The following is a 23,360-nucleotide window of genomic DNA, read 5'->3' on the forward strand; positions in this document are numbered from 1 at the left end:
CTCCATGGTTGACGGTCCGTCAGATCTCGCAGGCTAGCCCCGCACCCCTGGACCGACAAGGCACCAGGACCTACGATCTGACGACTCGTCAGCTCTGCCCGGCAGGGGGACCCCATGACGGACTCCGTGAACGCCACCGCACACGAACTGAGTACCGCCCGCACCCTCTGGGACCTGCTCGACCGGCGCGCCGCGCTCACCCCCGACCGGCCGGTGTTCCTCCAGGGCGACCGCGCCCTCTCCTTCGGCGGACTGCGCGCGCGTGCCGAGCGGGTGGCGGCCGGCCTGTACGGCATGGGCGTACGCCCCGGCACGGTGGTCGCCTGGCAGCTGCCGACCCGGATCGAGACGGCCGTGCTGTCCTTCGCGCTGGCCAGGCTCGGCGCCGTCCAGTCGCCGGTCATCCCGTTCTACCGGGACCGCGAGGTCGGCTTCGCGCTGCGCGAGTCCAGGGCCGAGTTCTTCGCCGTGCCCGGCGTGTGGCGCGGCTTCGACCACACGGAGCTGGCGCGGCGGCTGGGCGCCAAGGGGATCTTCGAGGCGTACGACGACGCCGATCTGCCCGACGGCGATCCGGGCGTGCTGCCCGCGCCGCCCGCCGAGGGCACCTCCGTCCGGTGGATCTACTGGACCTCGGGAACCACCTCGGACCCCAAGGGCGTTCTCCACACGGACCGTTCGCTCGTCGCGGGCGGTTCGTGCCTCGCGCACGCGCTGCGGCTCACGGCGGACGACGTGGGCTCGATGGCGTTCCCGTACGCGCACATCGCCGGCCCCGACTACACGGTGATGCTGCTGCTGTACGGCTTCCCGGCGGTGCTGTTCGAGCAGTTCGCGCTGCCGGACGCGCTGGCGGAGTACCGCAGGCACGGGGTGACGGTGGCGGGCGGTTCGACGGCGTTCTACTCGATGTTCCTCGCCGAGCAGCGCAAACAGCCCGGGGTGCCGGTGATCCCCTCGCTGCGGCTGCTGGCCGGCGGCGGGGCGCCCAAGCCGCCGGAGGTGTACCACGCGGTGGTGCGCGAGATGGGGGTGCAGCTGACGCACGGGTACGGCATGACCGAGGTGCCGATGATCACGATGGGGGCGCCGGACGACACCGCGGAGAACCTGGCGACGACCGAGGGGAAGCCGCCGGCGGGGATGGAGATACGGATCGCGGAGGGCGGCGAGGTGCGGCTGCGCGGGGAGGCGGTGTGCCAGGGGTACCTGGATCCGGTGCAGTCCGCCGCGGCCTTCGACGAGGACGGGTTCCTGCGCACCGGCGACCTGGGCCGGGTGACCGGGACCGGCCATCTCGTCCTCACCGGGCGGCTCAAGGACGTGATCATCCGCAAGGGCGAGAACATCTCGGCGAAGGAGATCGAGGACCTGCTCGCCGCGCATCCGGCGGTGGCCGACGCGGCGGTGGTCGGGCTGCCGGACGCGGAGCGCGGGGAACTGGTCTGCGCGGTGGTCGAACAGCCGCCGGGATCCGCCGCGCCGACGCTCCCGGAGCTGGTGTCGTACCTGCGCGCGGAGGGGCTGTCGGTGCACAAGCTGCCGGAGCGGCTGGAGGTGGTGGACGCCCTTCCGCGCAACGAGACGCTGCGCAAGGTGCTCAAGTACAAGCTGCGCGAGCGGTTCTCCGAGGCGCCCGGGAGCGCTACTCCGGGATCGTGAAGTAGCGGGCGAACGCCGGGACGATCTCGGCCTCCGCGACATTGCCGTCGCCGTCGGTGTCCAGGCCCGACGCGATCGCCCGGGCGAGCTCGGGGACGACGCCGAGGACGCGCAGCACGCGCACGGTGTCGGCGACGGTCGCCGTGCCGGTGCCCGCGGTGTCCGCGAGGGCGAGGGCCGCGTGCAGGAAGGGGCGGGCGATCTCGCCGAACCGCTCGGGGTTGTCGTGCAGCCGCTTGACCGCGCCGCTCACGAACTCCTGGCGGGTGATGCGCTGGTCGCCGTCCCGGTCCGCCATGCCGGCCATGCCCTGCCAGAAGGCCTCCGCGCCGGCGTACAGGGCCTGGCCCTTGGCGGAGCGCGCGGGGACCTCGAACTCGGCGAGCAGTGCCTTGGCCGCCGAGTTGAAGTCCTCGCGGTCGATCCAGCCGTTGCCGTCCTGGTCGAAGGTTGCGAACCGGGCGGCGATCCGTCGCTCGTACTCGGTGCTGACCATGTCTGTTCGGGCCGCCTTACGTGACGTGGGGGTTCATCTCGCAGGGAGCGTACGACGCGGCGGCGGCCGGAGAGCGGGAAAACGACGGTTGTGCCAAGACCGGGGGAATTCCGCGACAACAACGTGGCACTGTCGTCATCGTCGGCTATGGGCGTGAGGGGGCGCGGCTACGCCGACAGCGGGTCCTCCTCGTCGGTGGTCGCGCTGTCGACGTCGGCGTAGACCTCGAAGAGGCGTCGTACGCCGAGGGCGCCGAGCACCCGGTTGACGTGAGAACCGTCACTCGCGCCCTGGGCGGGCAGGATCAGCCGCAGCCGGCCCCGGCAGGAGCGGATCAGGCGGCGGGCCGCGATGAGGACGCCGACCCCGCTGGAGTCGCAGAAGAAGACGTCGGACAGGTCGAGGACCAGGCTGTGGTGGCCCTCCGCGACCATGTCGTGCACCCGCTGGCGCAGCGCCGGCGAGGTCACCAGGTCCAGTTCGCCCGACACCTCGAGCACGGCCCACTCACCCTGTTCGACGCCGGTCACCTTGAAAGCCACGGCTCAGCCCTCCGCTCGCCGGATCTCCGGAACCGCCCGGAAACGGAGCGTGTTCCTACGCTTCTTCTCGCGCGGCTGCCCAGCGGCCGTTCCCCGAAACCCCCGACGAGAAACGAGCACCGATCGGGAAGGGTCTTGTTTCGGTCATGGTCAGTCCTGTTCGATCAGAAACAGAAGGTTTGACCGAAGACGCGCGTGAGAGCCGAGGAGTAGCCAGGGAGCGGCCCAGGAGCGGCCCAGGAGCGGGGAGATGCGGGGGATTACCGGAAGCACCTCTTACCACCTGCGGTCCGTCAAGGGGCGCGCATTGCCATAAAGGGGCGTGCGTTGCCGAACGTGCCGACTACATTCGAGGTGACGGTGGAGACACGCTGGACACAGGCACGGGGAGGGGGCCGCATGGCGAAGAAGGACGTTCCGCCCCGCTGGGACCGCAAGATGCAGCAGCGGCTCGCCCGCGGCGAGGCGGCAGCCCTCGGTGAGCTGTACGACCGCTTCGCCTCGCTCGTGCACGGACTCGCGCACCGCGTCCTCGGGGACGAGCGGGCCGCCGACGGCATAACCCGCGAGGTCTTCGCCCAGGTCTGGGAGCACCCCGACGCCTACGACCCCCGGCAGGGGCCGTTGCGCTCCTGGCTCGCCGCGCTGGCCCACCGGCTCGCCGTGCAGCGCCTGCGGGCCACCGAGACCGCCGCGCTGGCCCCCGGCGAGAGCGGCTCCCCGCAGGCCGCGGCGGAGCTGGAGCACAAGGTGCGGCGGGCCTCCGTCGCGGCCCGCGCGGACTACATCGTGCACTCCATGCCGACCCCGCTGCGCGCCGCCCTGGAGCTCGCGTACTTCCAGCGCCGCGACTACCGGCAGACCGCGGTGGACCTCAGCGTCACCGAGGACGAGGCGCGCCGCCGGCTGCGCCTGGGCCTGCAGCTGCTGTCCACCGCGCACGACGCCGGGACGCCCCCCGGGTACGGAGGTGGGCGGTGACCGGCGCCGAGTTCTCCGGGGCGCACGACGGCACCGGCTCCGGGGACGGTGACATGCCCCGGGACGGCGGCGGCGACCTCGGCCGGCCGCCGCGCATACCGCTGCCCCGCAGCTCCGTCGAGGACGGCGGGCAGCCGCTGCCCGACCCGGCCGGGCTGCCGCCCGTACCGCTGGAGCTGTCCCACGACGTCCTGAAGTCGCTGCTCGGGGCGTGGGCGCTGGCCGCGTGCTCGACGGCGGAGTCCCTCGCCGTCGAGGTCCACCTCGGCGACTGCGGGGCCTGCGCGGACGAGGCGCGGCGGCTGCGCGAGGCGGTCGGCCTGCTGCACCAGCCGGAGAGCCTGGACCTCGACCCGGGCCTGCGCACCCGGGTCCTGGAGGCCTGCCTGGACCGCCGCCCGGCCAGGATCCCGATCCCCGCCTGGGCGGCGCCCTACGACGCGGAGACCGCCCGCCTGGACGCCCTGCTCCAGGACATCGGCGACGCGGAGTGGCACGCGCCGGTGCGGCTGCGCTGGTTCGACGGCGAGGCGGCGGCGACCCGCCGGACGACGGTCGCCGGCGTGATCGCGCACCTGCTGACCGTCGACGGTCTCGTGGCGACCGCGCTGGGCCTGGAGGACCCGCTGGGGGACGCCCGCGCGCAGGGCCCGGCCGCCCGCACCGAGGCGTTCTGGCAGGCCTCGCACTTCCCGCCGACGCGTGGGGTGCGGGTGCCCTGGCGGGAGCAGAGCCACCGGCTCGTGCAGACCGTCTCCTTCACCGGCGGCGGCGCCGGGCGCCTCGGGGTGTCGTACGGCGACTTCGAACTGCCCCTGCACGACGCGATGCTGGACCGCGCCTTCGAGTGCTGGGTGCACGCGGAGGACATCGCGGAGGCCGTCGACTATCCCTACGGGCCGCCGGCGCCCAGGCACCTGCACCGGATGATCGACCTCGCGGCCCGGATGCTGCCCGCCGCGCTGGCCGAGCGCCGGCGGGCGGGGCTGGCGTCGCCGGGCCAGACCCCCCACCTGGTCCCTGCGGGACGGCCCGGCCGCAGCCTGCGGCTGGAGATCGAGGGCAACGGCGGCGGCGAGTGGCTGATCCCGCTGGACTCGCCGGGGGCGGTGGGCTCGGCGGAGTTCGAGGTCGCGCATGTGGCCCTGGACGACGTCGAGTTCTGCAGGCTGGCCGCAGGCCACGTCCCTCCGGAGGAAGCCGCCGCGGGCCAGCTCGGCGACCGCGCGGCCATCAGGGACGTCCTCTTCGCCGCAGCGAACCTCAGCCGGATGTAGACGGGTCCGCCCACGGGGCGGGGTGGTCCGGCCGTACGGCGGCTGCGGGTGGTTCGTGGCTGGTCGCGCAGTTCCCCGCGCCCCCAAAGGCGAAAAGCGGGGCGCAGCCCCGTCTTTTCAGGGGCGCGGGGAACTGCGCGAACAACCCCCACGCACCCGCACCCGCCGTACGACCGGGCCGTCCCGCCCCTCAGGCGAAGACCACCGTCCGTCGGCCGTTGAGAAAGACGGCGGCTGCGCCCCGCTTTTGGGTTTTGAGGGGCGCGGGGAACTGCGCGAACGGCCCCCGCGCGCCCGCGGTCGCCGTACGACCGGGCCGTCCCGGGCGTCAGGCGAAGACGACCGTGCGTCGGCCGTTGAGGAGGATGCGGCGTTCCGCGTGCCACTTCACGGCTCGGGCCAGCGCCTGGCACTCCACGTCGCGGCCGATCGCGACGAGTTGGTCGGGGGTGACGTCGTGGCCGACGCGCTCGACCTCCTGCTCGATGATCGGGCCCTCGTCGAGGTCCGCCGTGACGTAGTGCGCGGTCGCGCCGATCAGCTTGACGCCCCGCGCGTGCGCCTGGTGGTACGGCTTCGCGCCCTTGAAGCTCGGCAGGAACGAGTGGTGGATGTTGATGATCCGGCCGCTCAGCTGCTTGCACAGGTCGTCCGAGAGGACCTGCATGTAGCGGGCCAGGACGACCAGCTCGACGTCCTGCTCGCGGACGAGGGCGAGCAGCTGGGCCTCGCCGTCGGCCTTCGTCTCCTTCGTCACCGGGATGTGGTGGAAGGGGACGTGGTACGAGTCCACCAGTTCCGCGAAGTCGGTGTGGTTGGAGACCACGGCCGCGATGTCCACCGGCAGGGCGCCGATGCGGGCGCGGAAGAGGAGGTCGTTCAGGCAGTGACCGAACTTGCTGACCATGAGGACGATGCGCATCCGCTCGTCGGCCCGGTTGATCTGCCAGTCCATGTGGAAGGAGTCACCGATCGCCGCGAAGCTCGCCCGCAGCTTGTCGACCGTCACCGGCGCGTCCGCGGAGAAGTGCACCCGCATGAAGAACAGACCCGTGTCGTGGTCGCCGAACTGCTGGCTGTCCTCGATGTTGCAGCCGGTCATGAACAGGTAGCTCGACACGGCGTGCACGATGCCCTTTTTGTCCGGGCAGGAGAGCGTGAGAACGTACTGGTCGGCCGGGGCGGCCTGGGCTCGTGTGCCTTGATCGGTCATGCACCACAGAATCTCACGCCCCGCCCGCCCCGCCGGTCAGCGTCCGCTCCGCGGACTCAGGCCGCCCGCGTCATGATCCGCAGCACGTCGAGGCTGCGCGGCGGGATGTCCGGGTCGTCGCCGTCGCTCGTCGCCAGGCGTATGTGCGCGTCCCGGGCGGCCCGGATCGCGTCCGGCCATCCCTGGTGCTCCAGGTAGGCGGAGACGTGCGCGTCCGGCCCCACCTGGTGCATGATCCGCAGCACCCGCAGCACGGCGGTGTCGACGAGCGCCGCCTCCTGCGAGTCGCGGAATATCGTCCCGACGTATTTCTCCGCGGACCAGTTGTCCAGCCAGGTGTCCTCGACCAGCCGGTAGACCGCGTCGGTCACGTCGCCGTACCCGTCCTGCCCGGCGAGCCAGACGTTCCGCTGGAAGTCCGGGTCCGAGAGCATGTGCAGCGCGGAGCGCACATTGCTGCGCCAGCGCCACCACGGCATGTCGTTGAGTGGCATGCCGCCCATGGTGGAGGAGCGACGGCCGCGACGGGAAGAGTTCTCCGAACCTTGCACGGTCGTCGATCGTACGTTCCTCGTCACACACCCTTAACAGGCCCCCCGTAATTCACCTGCAGGTCACCTCTCGTTGACCATGGGTCACTTCCGGGTTAGTGATGTGGCGGAATCGTGCGTGTCCATGACCGGCAGGCGCCCCACTTCCAGCACCACCCCCAGCAGGATCCTTCCCGCGACCCACGCGACCCACCGGCGCGTCAGAGCAACCGCTCTGTCCGCGGTGGCCATGACGGCCTGCGCCGCACTCGCGGCCGGCTGCGGCGTCATCCCAGGACTCTCCACCTCGACGGACGACTCGATCAAGGTGATGACCTGGGCGCCCCAGGGGACCAGCGCCACCAACAAGCCCGGCATGCCCGCCATGGCCTCCGCCTACGTCAAGTGGATCAACTCCCAGGGCGGCATCCACGGCCACAAGCTCAAGCTCCTCACCTGCAACGACCACAACTCCAGCGTGGGCGCCGCGGCCTGCGCCCAGCGCGCGGTCGACGAGAACGTCGTCGCCGTGGTCGGCTCCTACAGCCAGTTCGGCGACTCCTACTTCGCCCCGCTGGAAGGCGCGGCCATCCCCTACATAGGCGGCTACGGGGCGTCGAACGAGGAGTTCACCAGCCCCGTCTCCTACCCGGTCAACGGCGGCTCGCTGACCCTGCTGGCCGGACTCGGGGAGGCGCTGGCCGACTCCTGCGGCCCGGTCACCCTGGTCCGCCCGGACAGCATCGCCGGCGACCAGCTGCCCCAGCTGCTCGACTCGGGCCTGCAGGCGGGCGGCCATGCCAAGGCGATCGACCAGCTCGCGGCCGAGGACCTCACCGAGTACGACGAGCAGTCGCAGAAGGCGCTGGAGAGCGCCACCTCGAACACGGGGAAGACGGGCTGCGTGGTACCCGAGCTGGGCGACCGCACGGCCACCTTCATGGACAACTTCCAGCGGGCCCGCCAGGACTACCCGAAGGTGAAGACGGCCGCCGAGGTCGGCAGCGTCGACCAGACGGTCATCAACTCCACCGGCGGCGCGGCCGGCCCGTACGAGGGGTCGTACATCACCGGCTGGTACCCGGCGGCCTCGGACAAGCGCTGGGACGAGATGAAGAAGGTCATCAGCAAGGAGGCCTTCGGCGACAACCGGATCGACCCGGCCGACGCCGGGGTGCAGACCACCTGGATCGCCTACCAGGTCCTCACCGCCGCGCTGGAGAAGATCGGCGAGGGCGACATCAGCTCCGACAGCGTGCGGCACACCCTCAACGACGGCCTGAAGGTCTCCACCGGCGGCCTCACCCCGTCCCTGACCTGGCCCTACCAGGGCAAGCTCGCCGCGGCCGGCTTCGCCCGGCTGGTCAACGCCGACGTGAACGTGCAGACGGTCAAGAGCGGCCTGCTGCAGTCGGCGAACAAGCAGGCCCTGGACATGACCAAGATCCTGGAGAACGCCGACCTCAGCTGAGCCGGCCCCGGCCGGCCGGCGGCACGCGCACCCGCCCGTGCCGGCCGCGCCGCCCGTGCCGGCCGTTCGCGGTCACAGCTGGGTCGGCTGCCGCTGGGTCAGTCCGTACTTGCTCGCGATCGTGTTCCACAGCGCAGCCGCCTTCACCTTCTGGCTGCTGGCGGTGCCGCTCTCCCGGTTGCCTGCGGCGGTCTGGCCCGTGGCGCGGGCCTGGCCCTTGCGGCAGCCGTGCTTGTCCTTGGCCTGGTCGGCCCAGGCCGCGTAGTGGTTGTCGGCGTTCGCGGAGGCCTGCCACGCCTTGGTGAGCGAGTCGCTCAGCTGGGCGTTGTCCGGCAGCTTGTCGACGGACAGCTTCGACAGCCGGGTGACCAGCTCGGTGCGCTGCTGGGCGGCGTTGCGCAGGTCGGAGGCGGAGCCGTCGAGGTTCCTGCACTGCTTGACCTGGGCGACGGCGTTGATCACCGAGGCCCGGCTGCTGCCGCTGTCGGCGAGCAGCTTGTCCAAGGCGACGGCCTGCGCCTTCGCGGCGTCGGTCGCGGCCGACGAGGAGCCGTCGGAGGCCGGGGCGGACGCGGCCACCGTCTTGCCGGTGTCGTCCGAGTTCCCGCCGCCCCCGCTGAACATGGCCCCGGCGCCGATGCCGAGCACGGCGATGCCGATCCCGACGGCCGCGATCAGCGGCACCTTCGATCTGCCCCGGCCGCCCCGGCCGCCACCGTCGTCGTCGTGGTGGTCGTACGACGTCGGGGGCGGCGTGTACGCCGGCGGCTGCTGGTAGCCGCTCTGGGGCTGCTGCTGGAAGCGCGGCAGCTGGGCCGTGGAGGCGGCCGGGGGCTCGCCGCCGGGCGCGCTGCGGAAGAGGTTGTCGAACTCGGCGGGCGGCTGCCGGTCGCCCTCGGCCTGCGGGCCGGAAGCCTGGTACGGCGGGATGTACTGCGTGGCATCGGCGTCGGAGTGCGCCGCGGGGGCCGGCCGGCCCCCGAGGTAGGCGGTCTGGTCGTGGGACATCTCGGGCGGCAGCGCCCCGGGTCCCACCGGCGGTATGAGCTGGGTGGCCCCCTCGGTGCCCGCGGGCACCGGCGGTATGTACTGCGTGGCGCCCTCGTCCACCGGCGCGGCGGGCACCGGCGGTATGAACTGGGTCGCGCCCTCGTCGGCGGGCGGCAGCGCACCGCCGTAGCCGCCGTGGCCCCCCTGCGGGACGGCGGGCGGCAGCGCGCTGCCCGGGGCGCCGTAGGGGTCCTGGCCGGCGGCCTGGGGCAGCGGGGCGCCGTACCCCTGGTGGGGCTGGGCGGCGCCGTAGCCGTACGACTGCTCGTAGCCGCCGTACGACGGGCCGGGCGCGCTCTCCGCCGGGAGCGGGCCCGCGCCGGGGGCCTGGGCCTGGGCGGTGTGCGACCGGGCCGCGTGCGACTGGGCACTCCAGGCGGGCGGCAGCGGCTGCGGCTCCTCCGGAGCGGCCCACTCCTGACCGGCGGCCTGCGGCCAGCCCTGGCCGGGCTGCTCGGGCTGCGGGCTCTGCTGGTGGCCGGGGCCCCACGGCTGGCCCCAGGACTGGCCCTCGGGCGGCGCGGCGGCCGGGGCGGGCGGCTGCGCGACGGGAACCGGGCTGCCCGTCATGCCCGGCAGCAGCGGCTCGCCACCGTCGGAGGGCAGCACGATGCCTTCGCGCGCGGGCTCGCCCTGTCCACTCTGCGTCACCGGGACTCCTACTAATGGGGGACCTTGTGAATCGGACTCACGCTACCGGGTCCCCTCAGCAGGGTGCCACGCAGCCAAGGGCGCGATCTTGTTCCCTGTGACAGCAGTAACAGAACCGCCCCGCGGTGCGCTGTATAGGCCGCTTCTTGCGCGGCAAGGTGTGGTTTCCCACACGTTCACGCATCCGCGGGGCAGGAATTCACGCAGCCGCCTGGAGATCCAGACGCGCTCCGAACTCCCTGACCACCGGTTCGTCCCGGAACGGCTCCAACCGCTGCTGGAAGTCCTCCAGATACTCCGCGCCCCGGTTGGAGCGGACCGACTCCAGCAACTCGACCGCCTTCGTCCCGGTGGCGCAGGCCTGTTCGATCTCGCGCTGCTGCACCTGCGCTGTGGCGAGGAGCACATAGCCGATCGCCCGGCGCCGGGCCCGGGTCTCCGGGTGCCCGTCCAGCGACTGCTGCGCGCACCGGGCTGCCGCGTCGGCCTGGCCCAGGTCGCGGTGGCAGTGCGCCAACTCGTCGGCCAGGTAGGCCTCGTCGAAGTGCCTGATCCACGCCGGGTCGTCCCCGGACACCGGATCGGCCGCCTCCATCGCCGACACCGCCCGCCCGGACGCCAGCTGCGCCGACCGCACGTCGCCCAGCAGCGCGTGGCCGCGGGCCTCGGCCGCGAAGAACATCGCCTCCGCGCGCGGCGTCACGCGACCCCGCGCCCCTTCCTGCGCCGCCCGCGCCAACTGGGCGATCTCACGCGGGTTTCCGAGCTGCGCGGCGAGGTGGCTCATCGAGGAGGCGAGCACGTAGCCGCCGTAGCCGCGGTCGCCGGCCGCCTGCGCGAGGCGCAGCGACTGGATGTAGTACCGCTGGGCGAGACCGGGTTGACCGGTGTCGACGGCCATGTACCCGGCCAGCTCGGTCAGTCGGGCGACGGCGGCGAACAACTCCCGCCCAACGGACTCCCGGTAGGAGCCGGCCAGCAGCCCGGAGACGACGCTGTTGAGGTAGTGCACGACGACCGGCCGCACGTGCCCGCTGCCGAACTGGTGGTCCAGGTCGGTGAGCGCCTGCGTCATCGCCTTCACCGCCGCGACGTCCGACTGCCCGACCCGCGGCCCCGCCTGCCGTGCCACCTGCGCGTCCGGCGCCGAGATCAGCCAGTCCCGGCTGGGCTCCACCAGCGCGGACGCGGCGACCGACGAACCGGACAGGAAGTCCCGGCGCCCCACGTCGCTGCGCCACAGCTCGCAGACCTGCTCGATGGCCCCCAGGACGGTCGGCGAGAACTGGAGACCGACGCCCGACGCGAGGTTCTTGCCGTTGGCCATGCCGATCTCGTCGATCGTGACCGTACGGCCCAGCTTCCGCCCCAGCGCCTCGGCGATGATCGCGGGCGCCCGGCCCCGCGGCTGCTGGCCGCGCAGCCAGCGGGCGACCGACGTCTTGTCGTACCGGAGGTCGAGACCGTGCTCGGCGCCGCACATGTTGACCCGGCGGGCCAGCCCGGCGTTCGAGCACCCCGCCTCCTGGATGAGCGCCTGCAACCGTTCGTTCGGCTGCCGCGCGACAAGCGGCCTTGCGGCCATGGCGTACCCCCTGCGAACTCCCTGTAGGGAAAAGATCCGGCCTTTGCGATCACTGCCCAGCGGACATACCGAAAATGCGGGACATACGAGGATTGCCGGGTAAAGGCAGCGGAACTGCGGGGACGACCGCCACCGAACCCCCCACGTGTGACTACCCGCTCACGCCCCGGTTCCTCCTGCGCGCCCCCACACATGCATCCATGCGCCCCAGTTGCGGAGAGGATGCTCCTCCCCCGCGCGCGTTACGCCCGTAACTCCAGGTGGGTGCGGGAGTTGTGTTGGGCGTGGAAGAGACGATCGCCGGCGCCGAAGCCGCTCAGATTCCGAAGCAGCGCGGGGAATCGCTGCTGGACACCGCCGTACGCTACGCCGAGGAGCGTCACTGGGACGTCTTTCCCGGCACCTGGCTGGAAGCGGTCGAGGGGGTGCAGCACTGCTCCTGCGGTGAGGTCGCGTGCGGCGCGCCCGGCGCGCACGCAGCGCGCCCGGACTGGGCGACGCAGGCCACCGGCAGTGCGACGGTCGCGCGCCGGATGTGGCAGAAGCAGCCGACGGCGTCGATCCTGCTGCCGACGGGTCGTACCTTCGACGCGCTGTCCGTCCCGGAGACGGCGGGGTTCCTCGCGCTGGCGCGCATGGAGCGGATGGAACTGACGCTGGGCCCGGTGACGCTGACGCCCGACCGCCGGATGCAGTTCTTCGTCCTTCCCGGGGCGTCGGTGAAGGTGCCGGACCTGGTCCGGAAGATCGGCTGGTCACCGGCGTCACTGGACCTCGCGGCGCTCGGCGAGGGAGCCTACGTTCCGGCTCCGCCGACGCGGTACGGGTCGCGGGGGGCCGTGCAGTGGGCCTGCAGGCCGACCGCCGCGAACCGGTGGCTGCCGGACGCGGAGGAGCTGATCTCGCCGTTGGCGTATGCGTGCGGGCGGGATCGGTAGCGCGGCTATCGGGCTGCCGAGTGCTGTGGTCCCGGCGGCTGCGGGCCGGTGGGGGTTGCTCGCGCAGTTCCCCGCGCCCCTTACAGGGCGCTTCACAGCTACCCAGCTGCGGGCAGGCGTGCCGCAGGGCGGCACGGGTGGGCGCGGCGGCACCCGGCAAGCGCCGGTAAGCGTCCCCACCCCCCGGCCCCAGCCCACCCACCGTAGGGTTCACCCATGACCGATGCCGTACGTGTTCGTGGGCTCTGGAAACGGTTTGGGCAACAGGTGGCCGTCGGCGGGATCGACCTGTCGCTGCCCGCCGGGAAGTTCGTCGGGCTGGTCGGGCCCAACGGCGCCGGCAAGACCACCACCCTCTCCATGGTGACCGGGCTGCTCCGCCCGGACCAGGGCTCCGTCGAGGTCGTCGGCCACGACGTGTGGCGGGACCCGGTCGCGGTGAAGGCCCGCATCGGCGTCCTCCCCGAAGGCCTCCGTCTCTTCGAGCGGCTCTCCGGCCGCGAACTGCTCGGCTACTCCGGCCGCCTGCGCGGACTCCCCGGCGCCGAGGTCGACAAGCGGGCCACCCAGCTCCTGGACGTGCTCGACCTGGCCGGCGCCCAACACAAACTCGTCGTCGACTACTCGACCGGCATGCGCAAGAAGATCGGGCTCGCCGCCGCTCTCCTCCACAACCCCGAAGTCCTCTTCCTGGACGAGCCGTTCGAGGGCGTCGACCCGGTCTCCGCGCAGACCATCCGGGGCGTCCTTGAGCGCTACACCGGCTCCGGCGCGACCGTCGTCTTCTCCTCCCACGTGATGGAGCTCGTCGAGTCGCTGTGCGACTGGGTCGCGGTGCTGGCCGCCGGGCGGATCCGCGCGACGGGGACGCTGGAGGAGGTGCGCGGGGCGCATCCCACCCTCCAGGCCGCGTTCCTCGAACTCGTCGGGGCGAGCGGCCGGGACACGGCCTCCGACCTGGACTGGCTGGGCGGCGGGGCGGCCCGATGACGGACGTGACGGCCACCGTCGTACGGCTGAAGCTGTCGCTGCTGCGCAACGGGCTGCGCCAGTCCGGCGGCCGACGGGCCGCGTTCGTCGCGTCGGCGGTCGTCGCGCTGCTGTTCGCGGCACTTCAGCTGCTGGGCCTGGTCCTGCTGCGCGGGCACGCGCACGCGGACGCGGTGGCCGTCCTGGGGGCCGCCGTGCTGGCGCTGGGGTGGGCGTTCATGCCGCTGTTCTTCCCGGGCGGCGACGAGACCCTGGACCCGACCCGCCTGGTGATGCTCCCGCTGCGGCCCCGGTCGCTGGTCCGGGCCCTGCTCGCCGCCTCGCTGATCGGCATCGGCCCCGTGTTCAGCCTGCTGCTGCTCGTGGGCTGCGCGGTGGCGGTGGCGCACGGCGCGGCCGGCTACGGCGTCGCGGTCGTCGCCGTGGCCCTCGCACTGCTGGTCTGCGTGGCGCTCGCGCGGGCCGTGGCCACCGCCAACGTCCGGCTGCTCAGCAGCCGTAAGGGACGTGACCTGGCCGTCCTGAGCGGCCTGGTCATCGCCGTCGGGGCGCAGCTGGTCAACTTCGGCGCGCAGAGCCTCGGTTCGGCCGGACTCGGCAGGCTCGCGCCGGTGGCCGACGTGGTGCGGTGGCTGCCGCCCGCGTCGGCGATCGGCGCGGTGCACTCGGCGAGCGAGGGGTCGTACGGCACCGCGGCCCTCCAGCTCGGCCTGTCCCTCGCCGCCCTGGCGCTGCTCGTCGGCGTCTGGGCGCGGACGCTGGACCGGCTGATGACCTCACCCGACGGTTCCACGCTCCAGGCGCCCGACGCGGCCACCCGGAGCCGCTCGCCCGAAGGCGGCGGTCTGGGGCGGCTGCTGCCCGGCGGACGCACCGGTACGGTCATGGCGCGCAGCCTGCGCTACGTCTGGCGCGACCCCAAGACCAAGGCCGCCTGGGTGACCTCGCTGGCCATCGGCCTCATCGTGCCCGTCTTCAACGCCCTGCAGGGCACCGGGTCGATCTACTTCGCGTGCTTCGCCGCCGGGATGCTCGGCATCCAGATGTACAACCAGTTCGGGCAGGACACCTCCGCCTTCTGGATGGTGGCGACGACCATCTCGTCCGCGCGGGACGCCTACGCGGAACTGCGCGGCCGGGCGCTGGCCCTGCTCCTGATCACCCTGCCGTACGCCACGCTGGTGACCGTCCTGACCACGGCCCTGCTGGGCGACTGGCCCCGGCTGCCCGAGGTGCTCGGCCTCTCCTTCGCCCTGCTCGGCGCGATGCTGGCGACCGGCGCCTGGACCTCCGCCCGCTTCCCGTACTCCATCCCGCAGGAGGGCCACAAGAACGTCGCCCCCGGCCAGGCCGGCCTCGCCTGGATCGCGATCTTCGGCGGCATGGTCTCGGCGGCCCTGCTCTGCTCCCCCGTCATCGCCCTGACCATCGCACTCAACGTGAGCGCGGGAGGCGACGAGTGGACCTGGCTGCTGCTGCCGGTGGGCGCCGGGTACGGCGCCGCGATCACCTGGACGGGGCTACGCGCGGCGGCCCCACGCACAGCAGCCCACCTACCGGAAATCCTGACAGCCGTCAGCAGGGGCTAGCCGGGACGCCCCGACAGAGGAGTCAGAAACAGCGCCCCGTCACAGGGGGGTGGAATGCGGCGCCCCGTCAGGGGGCACGAAGCGGCGCCCCGTCACAGGGCACGAAGCGGCGCCCCGTCACGGGGCGAGAGGCAGCGCCCCGTCACGGGGCGGGAGACAGCGCCCCGTCAGGGGCGCGGGGAACTGCGCGAGCAACCACGGCGCACCCGCAGCCGCCGAATGCGCGCACCCCCCGCCCGGTAGGCGCTTGCTCACTCCCCCACCCGATCAAGAAACGGCTCCACCGCCGCCCGCCACGCCTCCGGCCGGTCGTACGGCAGCAGATGCCCGGCGTCCGCCACCTCGGCGTACTCCCCCCTCGGCAGCACCCGGACCATCTCCTGCGCCTCCGCCCGCCCCAGCTCCCCGTCCACCCCGCGCACCACCAGCGTGGGGCACGGCACCTGGGCCAGCTCCTCCCAGTGCGCGTCGTACACCCAGGTCTCCCGGGACCTCAGCATCCGGTCGGGGTCGAACACCGGCCGCCAGCCGTCGGCGCACTCGTGCATCACCTCGGCGTAGAACTCCCCGCGCGCGGGGTTCGGCCGCTCCACCCAGGGATCGTCCTCGCCGAACCACTTGCGTACGTCGGCGAGCGTGGCGAAGGGAACGGGCCAGGCCTTGAACCAGTCGGACCAGTCGCGCTGCGAGGCCGCGCCGAGCGCGGAGGCCCGCATGTCGCAGATGATCAGGCCCCGCACCAGTTCGGGGCGCTTCGCGGCGAGCTGCCAGGCGGTCAGCGCGCCCATGGCGTGGCCGATGAGCACGGCCGGGGCGAGGCCCAGCTGCTCGACGGCGGCAGCGGCATCCTCGACGTACGCCTCACGGGTGTACGCGGCCTGCGGGGGCTTGCCGCTCTGGCCGTGGCCGCGCTGGTCGAGGGCGACGGCACGGTGCCGGCCGGCGAGCCAGCGGGCGGTGGACGCCCAGTGCGAGGCGCGGCCCATCAGGCCGTGCAGTAACAGCACGCCGGGAAACGAACGGCCCGGGTCCTCCGTCTTGGGCGGGTCCGCGAACTCCCAGGCGGCGAGGTGTACGCCGCCGGCTCCTGTCACGTCGATGCGCCGTGCCATGGGCTTGGCACCCCCCTAGCTCCGCGTGCCTAGTGTCGCCTCGGATCGCTTCGTGGTGCTTCGGTACCACCGCAGCCTATCGAACCTCTATTCGAAAATCGGGTTCCCGCGGGCAACACCCCTCATTCGAGTGACCCCTCCCCAGGCATGATCGGCGCCGCCGGGGGGATTTGTTCTGCGGGGGGCGGGCCGCTCGGGGAAAACGGTCCGCGGGGATGACCCTGAGAGCTCGGGGCTCCGGGTCAGCACTGGGGAGGACAGGCCCCGGTACCGAAAGGTGCCGGGGCCAATCCCCTGTCCACGCCTCCGGCACATCCTCCCCGCCCCCTCAGGTCATATGCCTCTCGCGACAGCCTTGCACGCGAAACGTTCCAGCGCTGCGATTCGGCACACTGAATCTTGGATTCGACGCGTTCGACACACACGGGAAAGACGTCGAGGAAAGACGTCAACTACCGCACGGACAACGGAAGTTCAAGGGCGCCGCGGAGTTCAGGGGCACTCCGGTTCCGCCCCGCGCTCAGCGCTTGGCGACGAACACGTGGGAGGCCACGTCCGCCTCCAGCTCGGCCGCCTCGCCGCCGCTGCCCACCAGCACCCCGCCGGCCGACTCCGTCACGCTCACCACCGAACCGGGCTGCACGCCCGCCCGCCGCAGCGTGTACATCAGCTGCGCGTCGGTCTGGATGGGCTCGCCGATCCGGCGCACGACCACCGTCTTGCCGTCCGCGCCCGGGTCCAGGTCCGCCAGCGACACCATGCTCTCGTCCAGGAACGGGTCCGCGCCGTCCTTCTCGCCCAGCTCCTCCAGACCCGGGATCGGATTGCCGTACGGCGACTCGGTCGGGTGCCGCAGCAGCTCCAGGACGCGCCGCTCCACGGCCTCGCTCATCACGTGCTCCCAGCGACACGCCTCGGCGTGCACCTGCTCCCACTCCAGGCCGATCACGTCGACCAGCAGGCACTCGGCGAGCCGGTGCTTGCGCATCACACGCGTCGCCAGCCGGCGCCCCTCGTCGGTCAGCTCCAGGTGACGGTCGGTGGCGACGGACACGAGACCGTCCCGCTCCATCCGCGCCACCGTCTGGCTCACCGTCGGCCCGCTCTGGTCGAGCCGCTCCGCGATGCGGGCGCGCATGGGGACGACGCCTTCCTCTTCGAGCTCGAGGATGGTGCGGAGATACATCTCCGTGGTGTCGATCAGTCCGGACATTCGTGCCCCTCGATTACCTCTGCCGGAAGCCCCGGCGGCGTGCGCTGGCCCTGGAACCAATTCTGCCGGATCCCACTGACAAGCGGGGGACACCGGAAAAACGGGGGGTGCGGGCCGTCCGTCGGCAACCCAGACCCAGGCAGGCGTGCCGCAGGGCGGCACGGGTGGGCGCAGCGGCACCCGGCAAGCGCCGGTGAGCGTCCCCACCCCCCGGCCCCAGCCCACCCGCACCAACCACCGGCCGTATTGACACGGCACTGGTCCAGACCTGAGGGTGATCCGCGACACAGACGCTGACGTCGACCGCGCAAAGGGGCCCGCATGAGCGACGGCACGCCCGCCGACCTGTTCTTCGACGCCGCCATCGGCCTCCTGCAACGGGTCCGGGAGGAGGAGGCCGAGGCCATCGCCGCCGCCGGCACCCTGCTGGCCGACACCGTCACCGCCGGCGGCCGGCTCTTCGCCTTCGGCGCCGGGCACTCCTCCCTCCCCGCCCAGGACGTCGTCTACCGCGCCGGCGGCCTCGCCCTCATGAACCTCCTCGCCGCCCCCGGCCTCGTCGGCGTCGACGTGATGCCCGCCACCCTCGGCTCCCGCCTCGAACGCGTCGACGGCCTCGCCACCGCCGTCCTCGACACCTCGCCCCTGCGCGCCGGCGACACCCTCGTGATCATCTCCCTGTCCGGCCGCAACGCCCTGCCCGTCGAGATGGCCGTCACCGCCCGCGACCGCGGCGCCAAGGTCATCGGCGTGACATCGGTCGCGTACGCCGCCGAGACCACCTCCCGGCACGCCTCCGGCACCTACCTCAAGGACCACTGCGACATCGTCCTCGACTCGAAGATCGCCGTCGGGGACGCCGAACTCACCCTCGACACCATCCCGGCCCCCTTCGCACCCGCCTCCACGGTCGTCACCAGCGCCCTGCTCCAGGCGGTCCTGGCCACCACCGCCGCCACCCTCGCCGACCGCGGCACCGAACCCCCGCTGCTGCGCTCCGGCAACGTCGACGGCGGCCACGAATGGAACGCCCGCGTGTTCGAGGAGTACCGCGACCGGATCTTCTACCAGCAGTGAGGCCCGCCGACCGCTACTGCTGCCGGTCCTTCGCGAGGTGGGCGAGATCCAGCGCGGTCGCGATCCGCACGGCCACGTCCTCGGCGTACGTCGCGTCCGCGCGCTCGAAACGGCTGCGCGCCGACCCGCGCAGGAACGTCACGACGCCCAGCGTCCGCCCCCGGCTGCGCAGCACCGCGCACAACGCGTGCACCGCGTCCCCGGGCCACTGCCGGTCCAGCGCCCAGGCCCGCGCCCGGTCCAGCGGCACCGAACCCGCGTCCGCCCGCACACTCCCGGCCCGCGCCACGCACTGCAACGCCGGATGCCCCTCCTCGTAGCGCACCGGCAGCCCCGCCGCGCCCGTCAGCATGCTCGGCCCCGGCGCCCCGGACGGCGTGGCCGCGATCCGCACCAGCCGCACCGGCCCCACCTCGCCGTCGGCCCGGGAGCCGCCCACCACCCGGTCGATCACCGCGTGGTCGGCGAACCCGGCCAGCGCGAAGTCCAGATGGACGGTCGCCGCCTCCGCCGGGTCCTCGCACTCCGCCGCCGCACGGGCCGCACGATGCAGCTGGTTGGCCCGGAAGCGCAGCATCGCCGCCTCCTGCTCGGCCTGCTTGGCCTCCGTGACGTCCTGGAACAGCCAGCCGACCCCGAGCGGCACCGGCTCCTCCGCGAGCGGCGACGCCAGCCGCAGGAACCCCGACCGCCAGCAGCGCCGCTGCTCGCCCTCCGGGGTCCGCACGCTCACCCACATCTCGGCCGGCGCGGGCGGCGCCCCCTCGGCCAGCACATGCGTCAGCGCGCCCTCGAGGTCCTCCACCCCCAGCGCCAGCAACTCCCCCAACGGCCGCCCGAGCGCCGACGTGCGCCCGATACCGAGCGACCGCGCGGCGTACGCGTTGACGACGGCGGGCCGCAGGTCCGCGTCCACGACCACGACGCCCCAGGCCGCGTCCTCGAACAGCGCCTCGCTCAGCGCGATCGACCGCTCCAGGTCGATCTGCGCGTGCACCTCGCTGAACGCGCAGTACACCCCCGCCGGCTTCCCGTCCGGCCCGCGCACGGCCGCCGACTGCGTCCGTACGAGGACCCGCCCGCCGTCCTTCGTGAGCAGCGCGAACTCGTGCACCTGGCGCCCGGGAGCGTGCATGGCGGACAGCAGCCGCCCCTCGACCTCGTCGGCATCCGCCTCCCGCACCGCCCAGCCGGCGAACCCCTGCCGGCCCACCGCCTCGGCCGCCGTCCACCCCAGGATCCGCTCGGCCTCCCGGTTCCAGTGCGTGACGAAACCGTCCGCGTCGAAGGCACACAGTGCCGCGTCCATGCCGTCGAGCAGTGCCGCGAGCAGGTCGGAGCCGCCCGAGTCCTCCGGAACATCCCGCTCCGGCTCCGGCTCGGGCTCGTCGGGCCCCAACTCGTCCGTGGCCCCACTACGCCGGGAAGCACTCACCTGGACCCCCATCAGGCTCACTCGCTGCCCTTCATTCAACTCGAACGTGACGCAGCCCACACTGTGTTCCCGCAAGATTGAGGGAATCGTTGCAACCCGCCGCCCGGCACCGCCTCACAGCACGAGCCGCAGATCCACCCACTCGTCGCTCTCCCCGTCGAGCACATACCGCTCCACCTCGGCAAACCCCCGCCGCCGCGCGAACCGCAACCCGTCCTCGTTGACACCCAGCACACATGTCTCGACGACCTCGGCCCCCTGCACACGCGCGTACGCGAGCGCATGCTCGTACAGGGCCGCCCCGAACCCGCGCCGCCGGAACTCCGGCAGCACCCGCGCGATCACCGTCACCACCCCGCCGACAGCGGGCCGCACGGTAGAACACCCCACCAGCACGTCCCCGTCGTACGCGTTCTCCAGCCGATACCCCCGGCCCAGCCGCTCCCGCGCCTCCTCGACCGACATCGCAGCAGGCGGCACCACCACGTTGTGCACATACCGCCACTCCTCCAGCGCCTCCCCACCCCCGTCCCCGTCCACGAGTCCGATCCGCAACCCACTCACGCGGCACGTCACCTCCGAATAAATCCCTTGAGCACCTTCGGTCAGCTTCGTAGGGTGTGACGTACACGAGAAGGGAGGTGGTTCGGCAGATGTATGACAACCGGACGCGTGAGGTGGCTGCGGGCTAGCGGCCCGTCACCACAGCGAGTGCGGTGCCGGACCAGCGCGTGACAGACACGTGCAGCCGGCCCAATCCCAAGCAGTCACCCGACCCGCGGGCTCGCCGGTACGTCCGGCCGGCTTCTCTGCCGTATGGCGGAGGGACCCGAGCTCGCGGGTCGTCTGCGTTTGCGGCCCCGCGGGGGATGTCAGGGGCTGAGGCGTTCCACGTGCCAGGTGCCGGCGGGGTCGGCGACGTAGCGGAGGCGGTCGTGGAGGCGGTTCTGGCGGCCCTGCCAGAACTCGACGGTCTGGGGGGCGATGCGGAAGCCGCCCCAGTGCGGGGGCACCGGGACCTGTTCGCCCTCGGGGTAGCGGGCGCTGAGCTCCGCGTAGGAGGCGTCGAGTTCGGCGCGGGAGTAGATCACCGTGGACTGGGTGCTGGCCCAGGCGCCGAGCTGGGAGCCGTGCGGGCGGGTGCGGAAGTAGGCGGCGGTCTCGTCGCGTCCGGTGCGGCGGGCGGTGCCGGTGACGACGACCTGGCGGGCGATGGCGTGCCAGGGGAAGACCAGCGAGACGTAGGGGTTCGCGGCGAGGTCCTGGGCCTTGCGGGAGTCGTAGTTGGTGTAGAAGACGAAGCCCCGGGTGTCGTACTGCTTCATCAGGACCGTGCGGGAGCTGGGGCGGCCCTCGGCGTCGGCGGTGGCGACGACCATCGCGTTGGGTTCGTAGATCATCCCGTCGGCGGCGGCCCGCGCGGCCTGGTGGAACCAGGCGGTGAACTGGTCCATGGGATGTGCGGCCAGGTCGTGCTCTTCGAGGCCCTCGGCCCGGTAGTGCTTGCGCATCGCGGCGGGGTCGAGGGTGGGTTCGTCGGAGGCGGCGGCGTCACGATCGGTCACGCGGTCATCTTGCCGTATGCACATATGGGTCCGGGGCACATGTGACGCATACCTACGGTGGCACTGAGTGCCGCTGGACTCCCCATCTCTGGCACTCGGAGTTATGGTGCAGTTGCCTCCGCCTACACCCATGAGGAGCCGCCCCATGTCCGACTTCGTGCCTGGGCTCGAAGGAGTCGTCGCGTTCGAGACGGAGATCGCCGAACCGGACAAGGAGGGCGGCGCCCTGCGGTACCGGGGCGTCGACATCGAGGATCTGGTCGGGCACGTCTCGTTCGGGAACGTGTGGGGGCTGCTCGTCGACGGGGCCTTCAACCCGGGGCTGCCGCCGGCCGAACCGTTCCCGATCCCCGTCCATTCGGGTGACATCCGGGTGGACGTGCAGTCGGCGCTCGCCATGCTGGCGCCGGTGTGGGGGCTGAAGCCGCTGCTCGACATCGATGCCGACCAGGCCCGGGAGGACCTGGCGCGGGCCGCGGTCATGGCGCTGTCGTACGTCGCCCAGTCCGCGCGCGGGCAGGGGCTGGCGATGGTGCCGCAGCGGGAGATCGACAAGGCGCACTCGGTGGTCGAGCGGTTCATGATCCGGTGGCGTGGGGAGCCGGACCCGAAGCATGTGGCGGCCGTGGACGCCTACTGGACCTCGGCCGCCGAGCACGGGATGAACGCGTCCACGTTCACGGCGCGGGTGATCGCCTCGACCGGTGCCGATGTCGCTGCGGCGCTGTCGGGTGCGGTGGGGGCCATGTCGGGGCCGTTGCACGGGGGTGCGCCCTCCCGGGTGCTCGGGATGATCGAGGAGATCGAGCGGACCGGGGACGCGGTGGGCTACGTCAGGCGGGCGCTGGACCGGGGTGAGCGGCTGATGGGGTTCGGGCACCGGGTGTACCGGGCGGAGGATCCGCGGGCGCGGGTGCTGCGGCGGACGGCGCGGGAGCTGGGGGCGCCGCGGTTCGAGATCGCGGAGGCGTTGGAGAAGGCGGCGCTGGAGGAGCTCCACAATCGGCGGCCGGATCGTGTGCTGGCCACCAACGTGGAGTTCTGGGCGGCGATCATGCTGGACTTCGCGGAGGTGCCGGCGCACATGTTCACGTCGATGTTCACGTGTGCGCGGACCGCGGGGTGGTCGGCGCACATTCTGGAGCAGAAGCGGACGGGGCGGTTGGTGCGGCCGTCGGCGGAGTATGTGGGGCCGGGGGTGCGGCGGCCTCAGGACATCGAGGGGTATGGGGATATCGCCCACTAGGGGGGCGGCGGTGGGTGGGCGACCGCGGGTTGCGTGTGGTTGCTCGCGCAGTTCCCCGCGCCCCTGAAAAGCGGGCCCTGCGGGCCCTGCTTTTCAGCCCAGGGTCTCGTCCAGCAGCGCCGCCCACTGGGCCACCACGCGCTCCCGTCTCGCCCTGTCGTCCGTCAGGAGGTTGGCGAGGCCCAGGCCCCGGGCCATGTCCAGGAGCCCTTGGACCGTCTCGCGGGTGCCGGGGCGGGATTCGTCGGCGCCGAGCAGGTCCACGGCGATGCGGTGGGTCTCGCGGCCGACGCGGGCCTCCAGTTCCGTCACCCGGGGGCGGAGCTGGTCCTCGTTGGAGGCGGCGACCCAGAGGTGGAGGGCGGCGCGGAAGAGGGGGCCGGTGTAGAGGTCGACGATGGCGGTGACGGCTGCGCGGCGGTCGCCGGTGGTGCCTTCGGGGAACAGGGCGCGCAGGGCCGTGGAGCGTTCCTCGGCGACGTATTCGACGGCGGCCGTGAAGAGGTCCTCGCGGGTGGGGAAGTGGTGCTGGGCCGCGCCCCGGGAGACGCCGGCGCGTTCGGCGACGACGGCGACCGTGGAGCCGGTCCAGCCGTGTTCGGCGAGGCAGGCCACGGCGGCCTCCAGGAGCCGCTGCCGGGTGGCCCGGCTGCGGTCCTGTTTCGGCGCGCGCTCCGGCGTACTCACCCCGGTGCTCGCACCCGTACCCGCGCCTGTGCTCACACCCGTGTTCGCAC

The 23,360-nt window shown here is 72.6% G+C and carries 21 protein-coding genes; 9 read left to right on the forward strand and 12 right to left on the reverse strand.

Annotated features, from left to right (window positions below):
* The first annotated feature begins 114 nt into the window (after window positions 1-114).
* A complete protein-coding gene (locus tag AB0D74_RS25500; RefSeq protein WP_362591296.1) occupies window positions 115-1,662 on the forward strand; it encodes an AMP-binding protein in 1,548 nt (515 codons plus the stop codon).
* Here AB0D74_RS25500 and AB0D74_RS25505 read toward each other — a convergent pair.
* Window positions 1,646-2,158 (reverse strand): EF-hand domain-containing protein, encoded by a 513-nt coding sequence (locus AB0D74_RS25505; protein WP_362591299.1) that lies wholly within the window; start codon window positions 2,156-2,158, stop codon window positions 1,646-1,648. The genes AB0D74_RS25500 and AB0D74_RS25505 overlap by 17 nt on opposite strands.
* 167 nt (window positions 2,159-2,325) lie before the next feature.
* Window positions 2,326-2,700 (reverse strand): STAS domain-containing protein, encoded by a 375-nt coding sequence (locus AB0D74_RS25510; protein WP_362591302.1) that lies wholly within the window; start codon window positions 2,698-2,700, stop codon window positions 2,326-2,328.
* A gap of 399 nt (window positions 2,701-3,099) precedes the next feature.
* Between AB0D74_RS25510 and AB0D74_RS25515 the strand changes: the two genes are divergently transcribed.
* Both AB0D74_RS25515 and AB0D74_RS25520 read left to right on the forward strand, forming a co-directional pair.
* Entirely contained in the window at window positions 3,100-3,681 is a 582-nt protein-coding gene (locus AB0D74_RS25515) for a sigma-70 family RNA polymerase sigma factor (RefSeq protein ID WP_362591305.1), read from the forward strand.
* Between the two features lie 53 nt (window positions 3,682-3,734).
* A complete protein-coding gene (locus AB0D74_RS25520) occupies window positions 3,735-4,958 on the forward strand; it encodes a maleylpyruvate isomerase N-terminal domain-containing protein (RefSeq protein ID WP_362591767.1) in 1,224 nt (407 codons plus the stop codon).
* A gap of 328 nt (window positions 4,959-5,286) precedes the next feature.
* Here the strand turns inward: AB0D74_RS25520 and purU are convergent, their stop codons facing one another.
* Window positions 5,287-6,171 (reverse strand): formyltetrahydrofolate deformylase, encoded by an 885-nt coding sequence (gene purU, locus AB0D74_RS25525; RefSeq protein WP_362591308.1) that lies wholly within the window; start codon window positions 6,169-6,171, stop codon window positions 5,287-5,289.
* A gap of 56 nt (window positions 6,172-6,227) precedes the next feature.
* Window positions 6,228-6,674, reverse strand: a complete 447-nt coding sequence (locus AB0D74_RS25530) for a hypothetical protein (RefSeq protein ID WP_362591311.1) — start codon at window positions 6,672-6,674, stop codon at window positions 6,228-6,230.
* Between the two features lie 172 nt (window positions 6,675-6,846).
* On the opposite strand from AB0D74_RS25530, the gene AB0D74_RS25535 reads away from it, so the two are divergent.
* Entirely contained in the window at window positions 6,847-8,172 is a 1,326-nt protein-coding gene (locus AB0D74_RS25535) for an ABC transporter substrate-binding protein (RefSeq protein WP_362591314.1), read from the forward strand.
* Between the two features lie 72 nt (window positions 8,173-8,244).
* Here the strand turns inward: AB0D74_RS25535 and AB0D74_RS25540 are convergent, their stop codons facing one another.
* Together AB0D74_RS25540 and AB0D74_RS25545 are read right to left on the reverse strand one after the other, a co-directional pair.
* Entirely contained in the window at window positions 8,245-9,873 is a 1,629-nt protein-coding gene (locus tag AB0D74_RS25540; protein WP_362591317.1) for a hypothetical protein, read from the reverse strand.
* Window positions 9,874-10,072: 199 nt separating this feature from the next.
* Entirely contained in the window at window positions 10,073-11,458 is a 1,386-nt protein-coding gene (locus tag AB0D74_RS25545) for a transcriptional regulator (RefSeq protein ID WP_362591320.1), read from the reverse strand.
* Between the two features lie 275 nt (window positions 11,459-11,733).
* On the opposite strand from AB0D74_RS25545, the gene AB0D74_RS25550 reads away from it, so the two are divergent.
* The 3 genes from AB0D74_RS25550 (at window position 11,734) to AB0D74_RS25560 (ending at window position 14,975) form a co-directional block, all read left to right on the forward strand.
* The gene (locus AB0D74_RS25550) at window positions 11,734-12,396 is read left to right on the forward strand and encodes a bifunctional DNA primase/polymerase (protein WP_362591323.1); all 663 of its coding nucleotides are present in this window, start codon (window positions 11,734-11,736) and stop codon (window positions 12,394-12,396) included.
* 216 nt (window positions 12,397-12,612) lie between these two features.
* Window positions 12,613-13,386: an ABC transporter ATP-binding protein gene (locus tag AB0D74_RS25555; protein ID WP_362591326.1), complete on the forward strand. Its 774-nt coding sequence runs from the start codon at window positions 12,613-12,615 to the stop codon at window positions 13,384-13,386.
* Window positions 13,383-14,975 carry a transporter gene (locus AB0D74_RS25560; protein WP_362591329.1) on the forward strand — a complete coding sequence of 531 codons (1,593 nt, stop codon included), beginning with the start codon at window positions 13,383-13,385 and terminating at the stop codon, window positions 14,973-14,975. The genes AB0D74_RS25555 and AB0D74_RS25560 overlap by 4 nt, the downstream gene beginning before the upstream one ends.
* Window positions 14,976-15,226: 251 nt before the next feature.
* Here the strand turns inward: AB0D74_RS25560 and AB0D74_RS25565 are convergent, their stop codons facing one another.
* A complete protein-coding gene (locus tag AB0D74_RS25565; RefSeq protein ID WP_362591332.1) occupies window positions 15,227-16,087 on the reverse strand; it encodes an alpha/beta hydrolase in 861 nt (286 codons plus the stop codon).
* 520 nt (window positions 16,088-16,607) lie between these two features.
* On the reverse strand, window positions 16,608-17,300 hold the full coding sequence (locus tag AB0D74_RS25570) for a metal-dependent transcriptional regulator (protein WP_351702825.1): 693 nt from the start codon (window positions 17,298-17,300) through the stop codon (window positions 16,608-16,610).
* A 321-nt stretch (window positions 17,301-17,621) separates the two neighbouring features.
* Between AB0D74_RS25570 and AB0D74_RS25575 the strand changes: the two genes are divergently transcribed.
* Entirely contained in the window at window positions 17,622-18,377 is a 756-nt protein-coding gene (locus tag AB0D74_RS25575) for an SIS domain-containing protein (RefSeq protein WP_362591335.1), read from the forward strand.
* A 13-nt stretch (window positions 18,378-18,390) separates the two neighbouring features.
* On the opposite strand, the gene AB0D74_RS25580 is transcribed toward AB0D74_RS25575, so the two are convergent.
* The 3 genes from AB0D74_RS25580 to pdxH all read right to left on the reverse strand — a co-directional run bounded on the left by AB0D74_RS25580 (window position 18,391) and on the right by pdxH (window position 21,377).
* A complete protein-coding gene (locus tag AB0D74_RS25580) occupies window positions 18,391-19,812 on the reverse strand; it encodes a PAS domain S-box protein (RefSeq protein ID WP_362591339.1) in 1,422 nt (473 codons plus the stop codon).
* A 114-nt stretch (window positions 19,813-19,926) separates the two neighbouring features.
* On the reverse strand, window positions 19,927-20,376 hold the full coding sequence (locus tag AB0D74_RS25585; protein ID WP_362591342.1) for a GNAT family N-acetyltransferase: 450 nt from the start codon (window positions 20,374-20,376) through the stop codon (window positions 19,927-19,929).
* Between the two features lie 308 nt (window positions 20,377-20,684).
* Window positions 20,685-21,377, reverse strand: a complete 693-nt coding sequence (gene pdxH / locus AB0D74_RS25590) for a pyridoxamine 5'-phosphate oxidase (RefSeq protein WP_362591345.1) — start codon at window positions 21,375-21,377, stop codon at window positions 20,685-20,687.
* 145 nt (window positions 21,378-21,522) lie between these two features.
* On the opposite strand from pdxH, the gene AB0D74_RS25595 reads away from it, so the two are divergent.
* Window positions 21,523-22,623: a citrate synthase 2 gene (locus AB0D74_RS25595; protein ID WP_362591348.1), complete on the forward strand. Its 1,101-nt coding sequence runs from the start codon at window positions 21,523-21,525 to the stop codon at window positions 22,621-22,623.
* 93 nt (window positions 22,624-22,716) lie between these two features.
* Here the strand turns inward: AB0D74_RS25595 and AB0D74_RS25600 are convergent, their stop codons facing one another.
* Window positions 22,717-23,310, reverse strand: coding sequence for a TetR/AcrR family transcriptional regulator (locus AB0D74_RS25600; protein ID WP_362591351.1), 594 nt, complete (start codon window positions 23,308-23,310; stop codon window positions 22,717-22,719).
* Window positions 23,311-23,360: the final 50 nt, after the last annotated feature.

It is taken from the genome of Streptomyces sp. NPDC048278 (genome assembly GCF_040652195.1).
In the GTDB taxonomy this organism is placed as follows: domain Bacteria; phylum Actinomycetota; class Actinomycetes; order Streptomycetales; family Streptomycetaceae; genus Streptomyces.

Excerpts from the sequence above, each read along its gene's own strand:
- AB0D74_RS25575 (WP_362591335.1), top strand. The coding sequence starts at position 17,622 with ATGAGCGACGGCACGCCCGCCGACCTGTTCTTCGACGCCGCCATCGGC.
- AB0D74_RS25530 (WP_362591311.1), bottom strand. The coding sequence starts at position 6,674 with ATGGGCGGCATGCCACTCAACGACATGCCGTGGTGGCGCTGGCGCAGC.
- AB0D74_RS25565 (WP_362591332.1), bottom strand. The coding sequence starts at position 16,087 with ATGGCACGGCGCATCGACGTGACAGGAGCCGGCGGCGTACACCTCGCC.
- AB0D74_RS25500 (WP_362591296.1), top strand. The coding sequence starts at position 115 with ATGACGGACTCCGTGAACGCCACCGCACACGAACTGAGTACCGCCCGC.
- AB0D74_RS25595 (WP_362591348.1), top strand. The coding sequence starts at position 21,523 with ATGTCCGACTTCGTGCCTGGGCTCGAAGGAGTCGTCGCGTTCGAGACG.
- AB0D74_RS25520 (WP_362591767.1), top strand. The coding sequence starts at position 3,735 with ATGCCCCGGGACGGCGGCGGCGACCTCGGCCGGCCGCCGCGCATACCG.
- AB0D74_RS25505 (WP_362591299.1), bottom strand. The coding sequence starts at position 2,158 with ATGGTCAGCACCGAGTACGAGCGACGGATCGCCGCCCGGTTCGCAACC.
- AB0D74_RS25545 (WP_362591320.1), bottom strand. The coding sequence starts at position 11,458 with ATGGCCGCAAGGCCGCTTGTCGCGCGGCAGCCGAACGAACGGTTGCAG.
- purU (WP_362591308.1), bottom strand. The coding sequence starts at position 6,171 with ATGACCGATCAAGGCACACGAGCCCAGGCCGCCCCGGCCGACCAGTAC.
- AB0D74_RS25535 (WP_362591314.1), top strand. The coding sequence starts at position 6,847 with ATGACCGGCAGGCGCCCCACTTCCAGCACCACCCCCAGCAGGATCCTT.
- AB0D74_RS25570 (WP_351702825.1), bottom strand. The coding sequence starts at position 17,300 with ATGTCCGGACTGATCGACACCACGGAGATGTATCTCCGCACCATCCTC.
- AB0D74_RS25560 (WP_362591329.1), top strand. The coding sequence starts at position 13,383 with ATGACGGACGTGACGGCCACCGTCGTACGGCTGAAGCTGTCGCTGCTG.
- AB0D74_RS25555 (WP_362591326.1), top strand. The coding sequence starts at position 12,613 with ATGACCGATGCCGTACGTGTTCGTGGGCTCTGGAAACGGTTTGGGCAA.
- AB0D74_RS25515 (WP_362591305.1), top strand. The coding sequence starts at position 3,100 with ATGGCGAAGAAGGACGTTCCGCCCCGCTGGGACCGCAAGATGCAGCAG.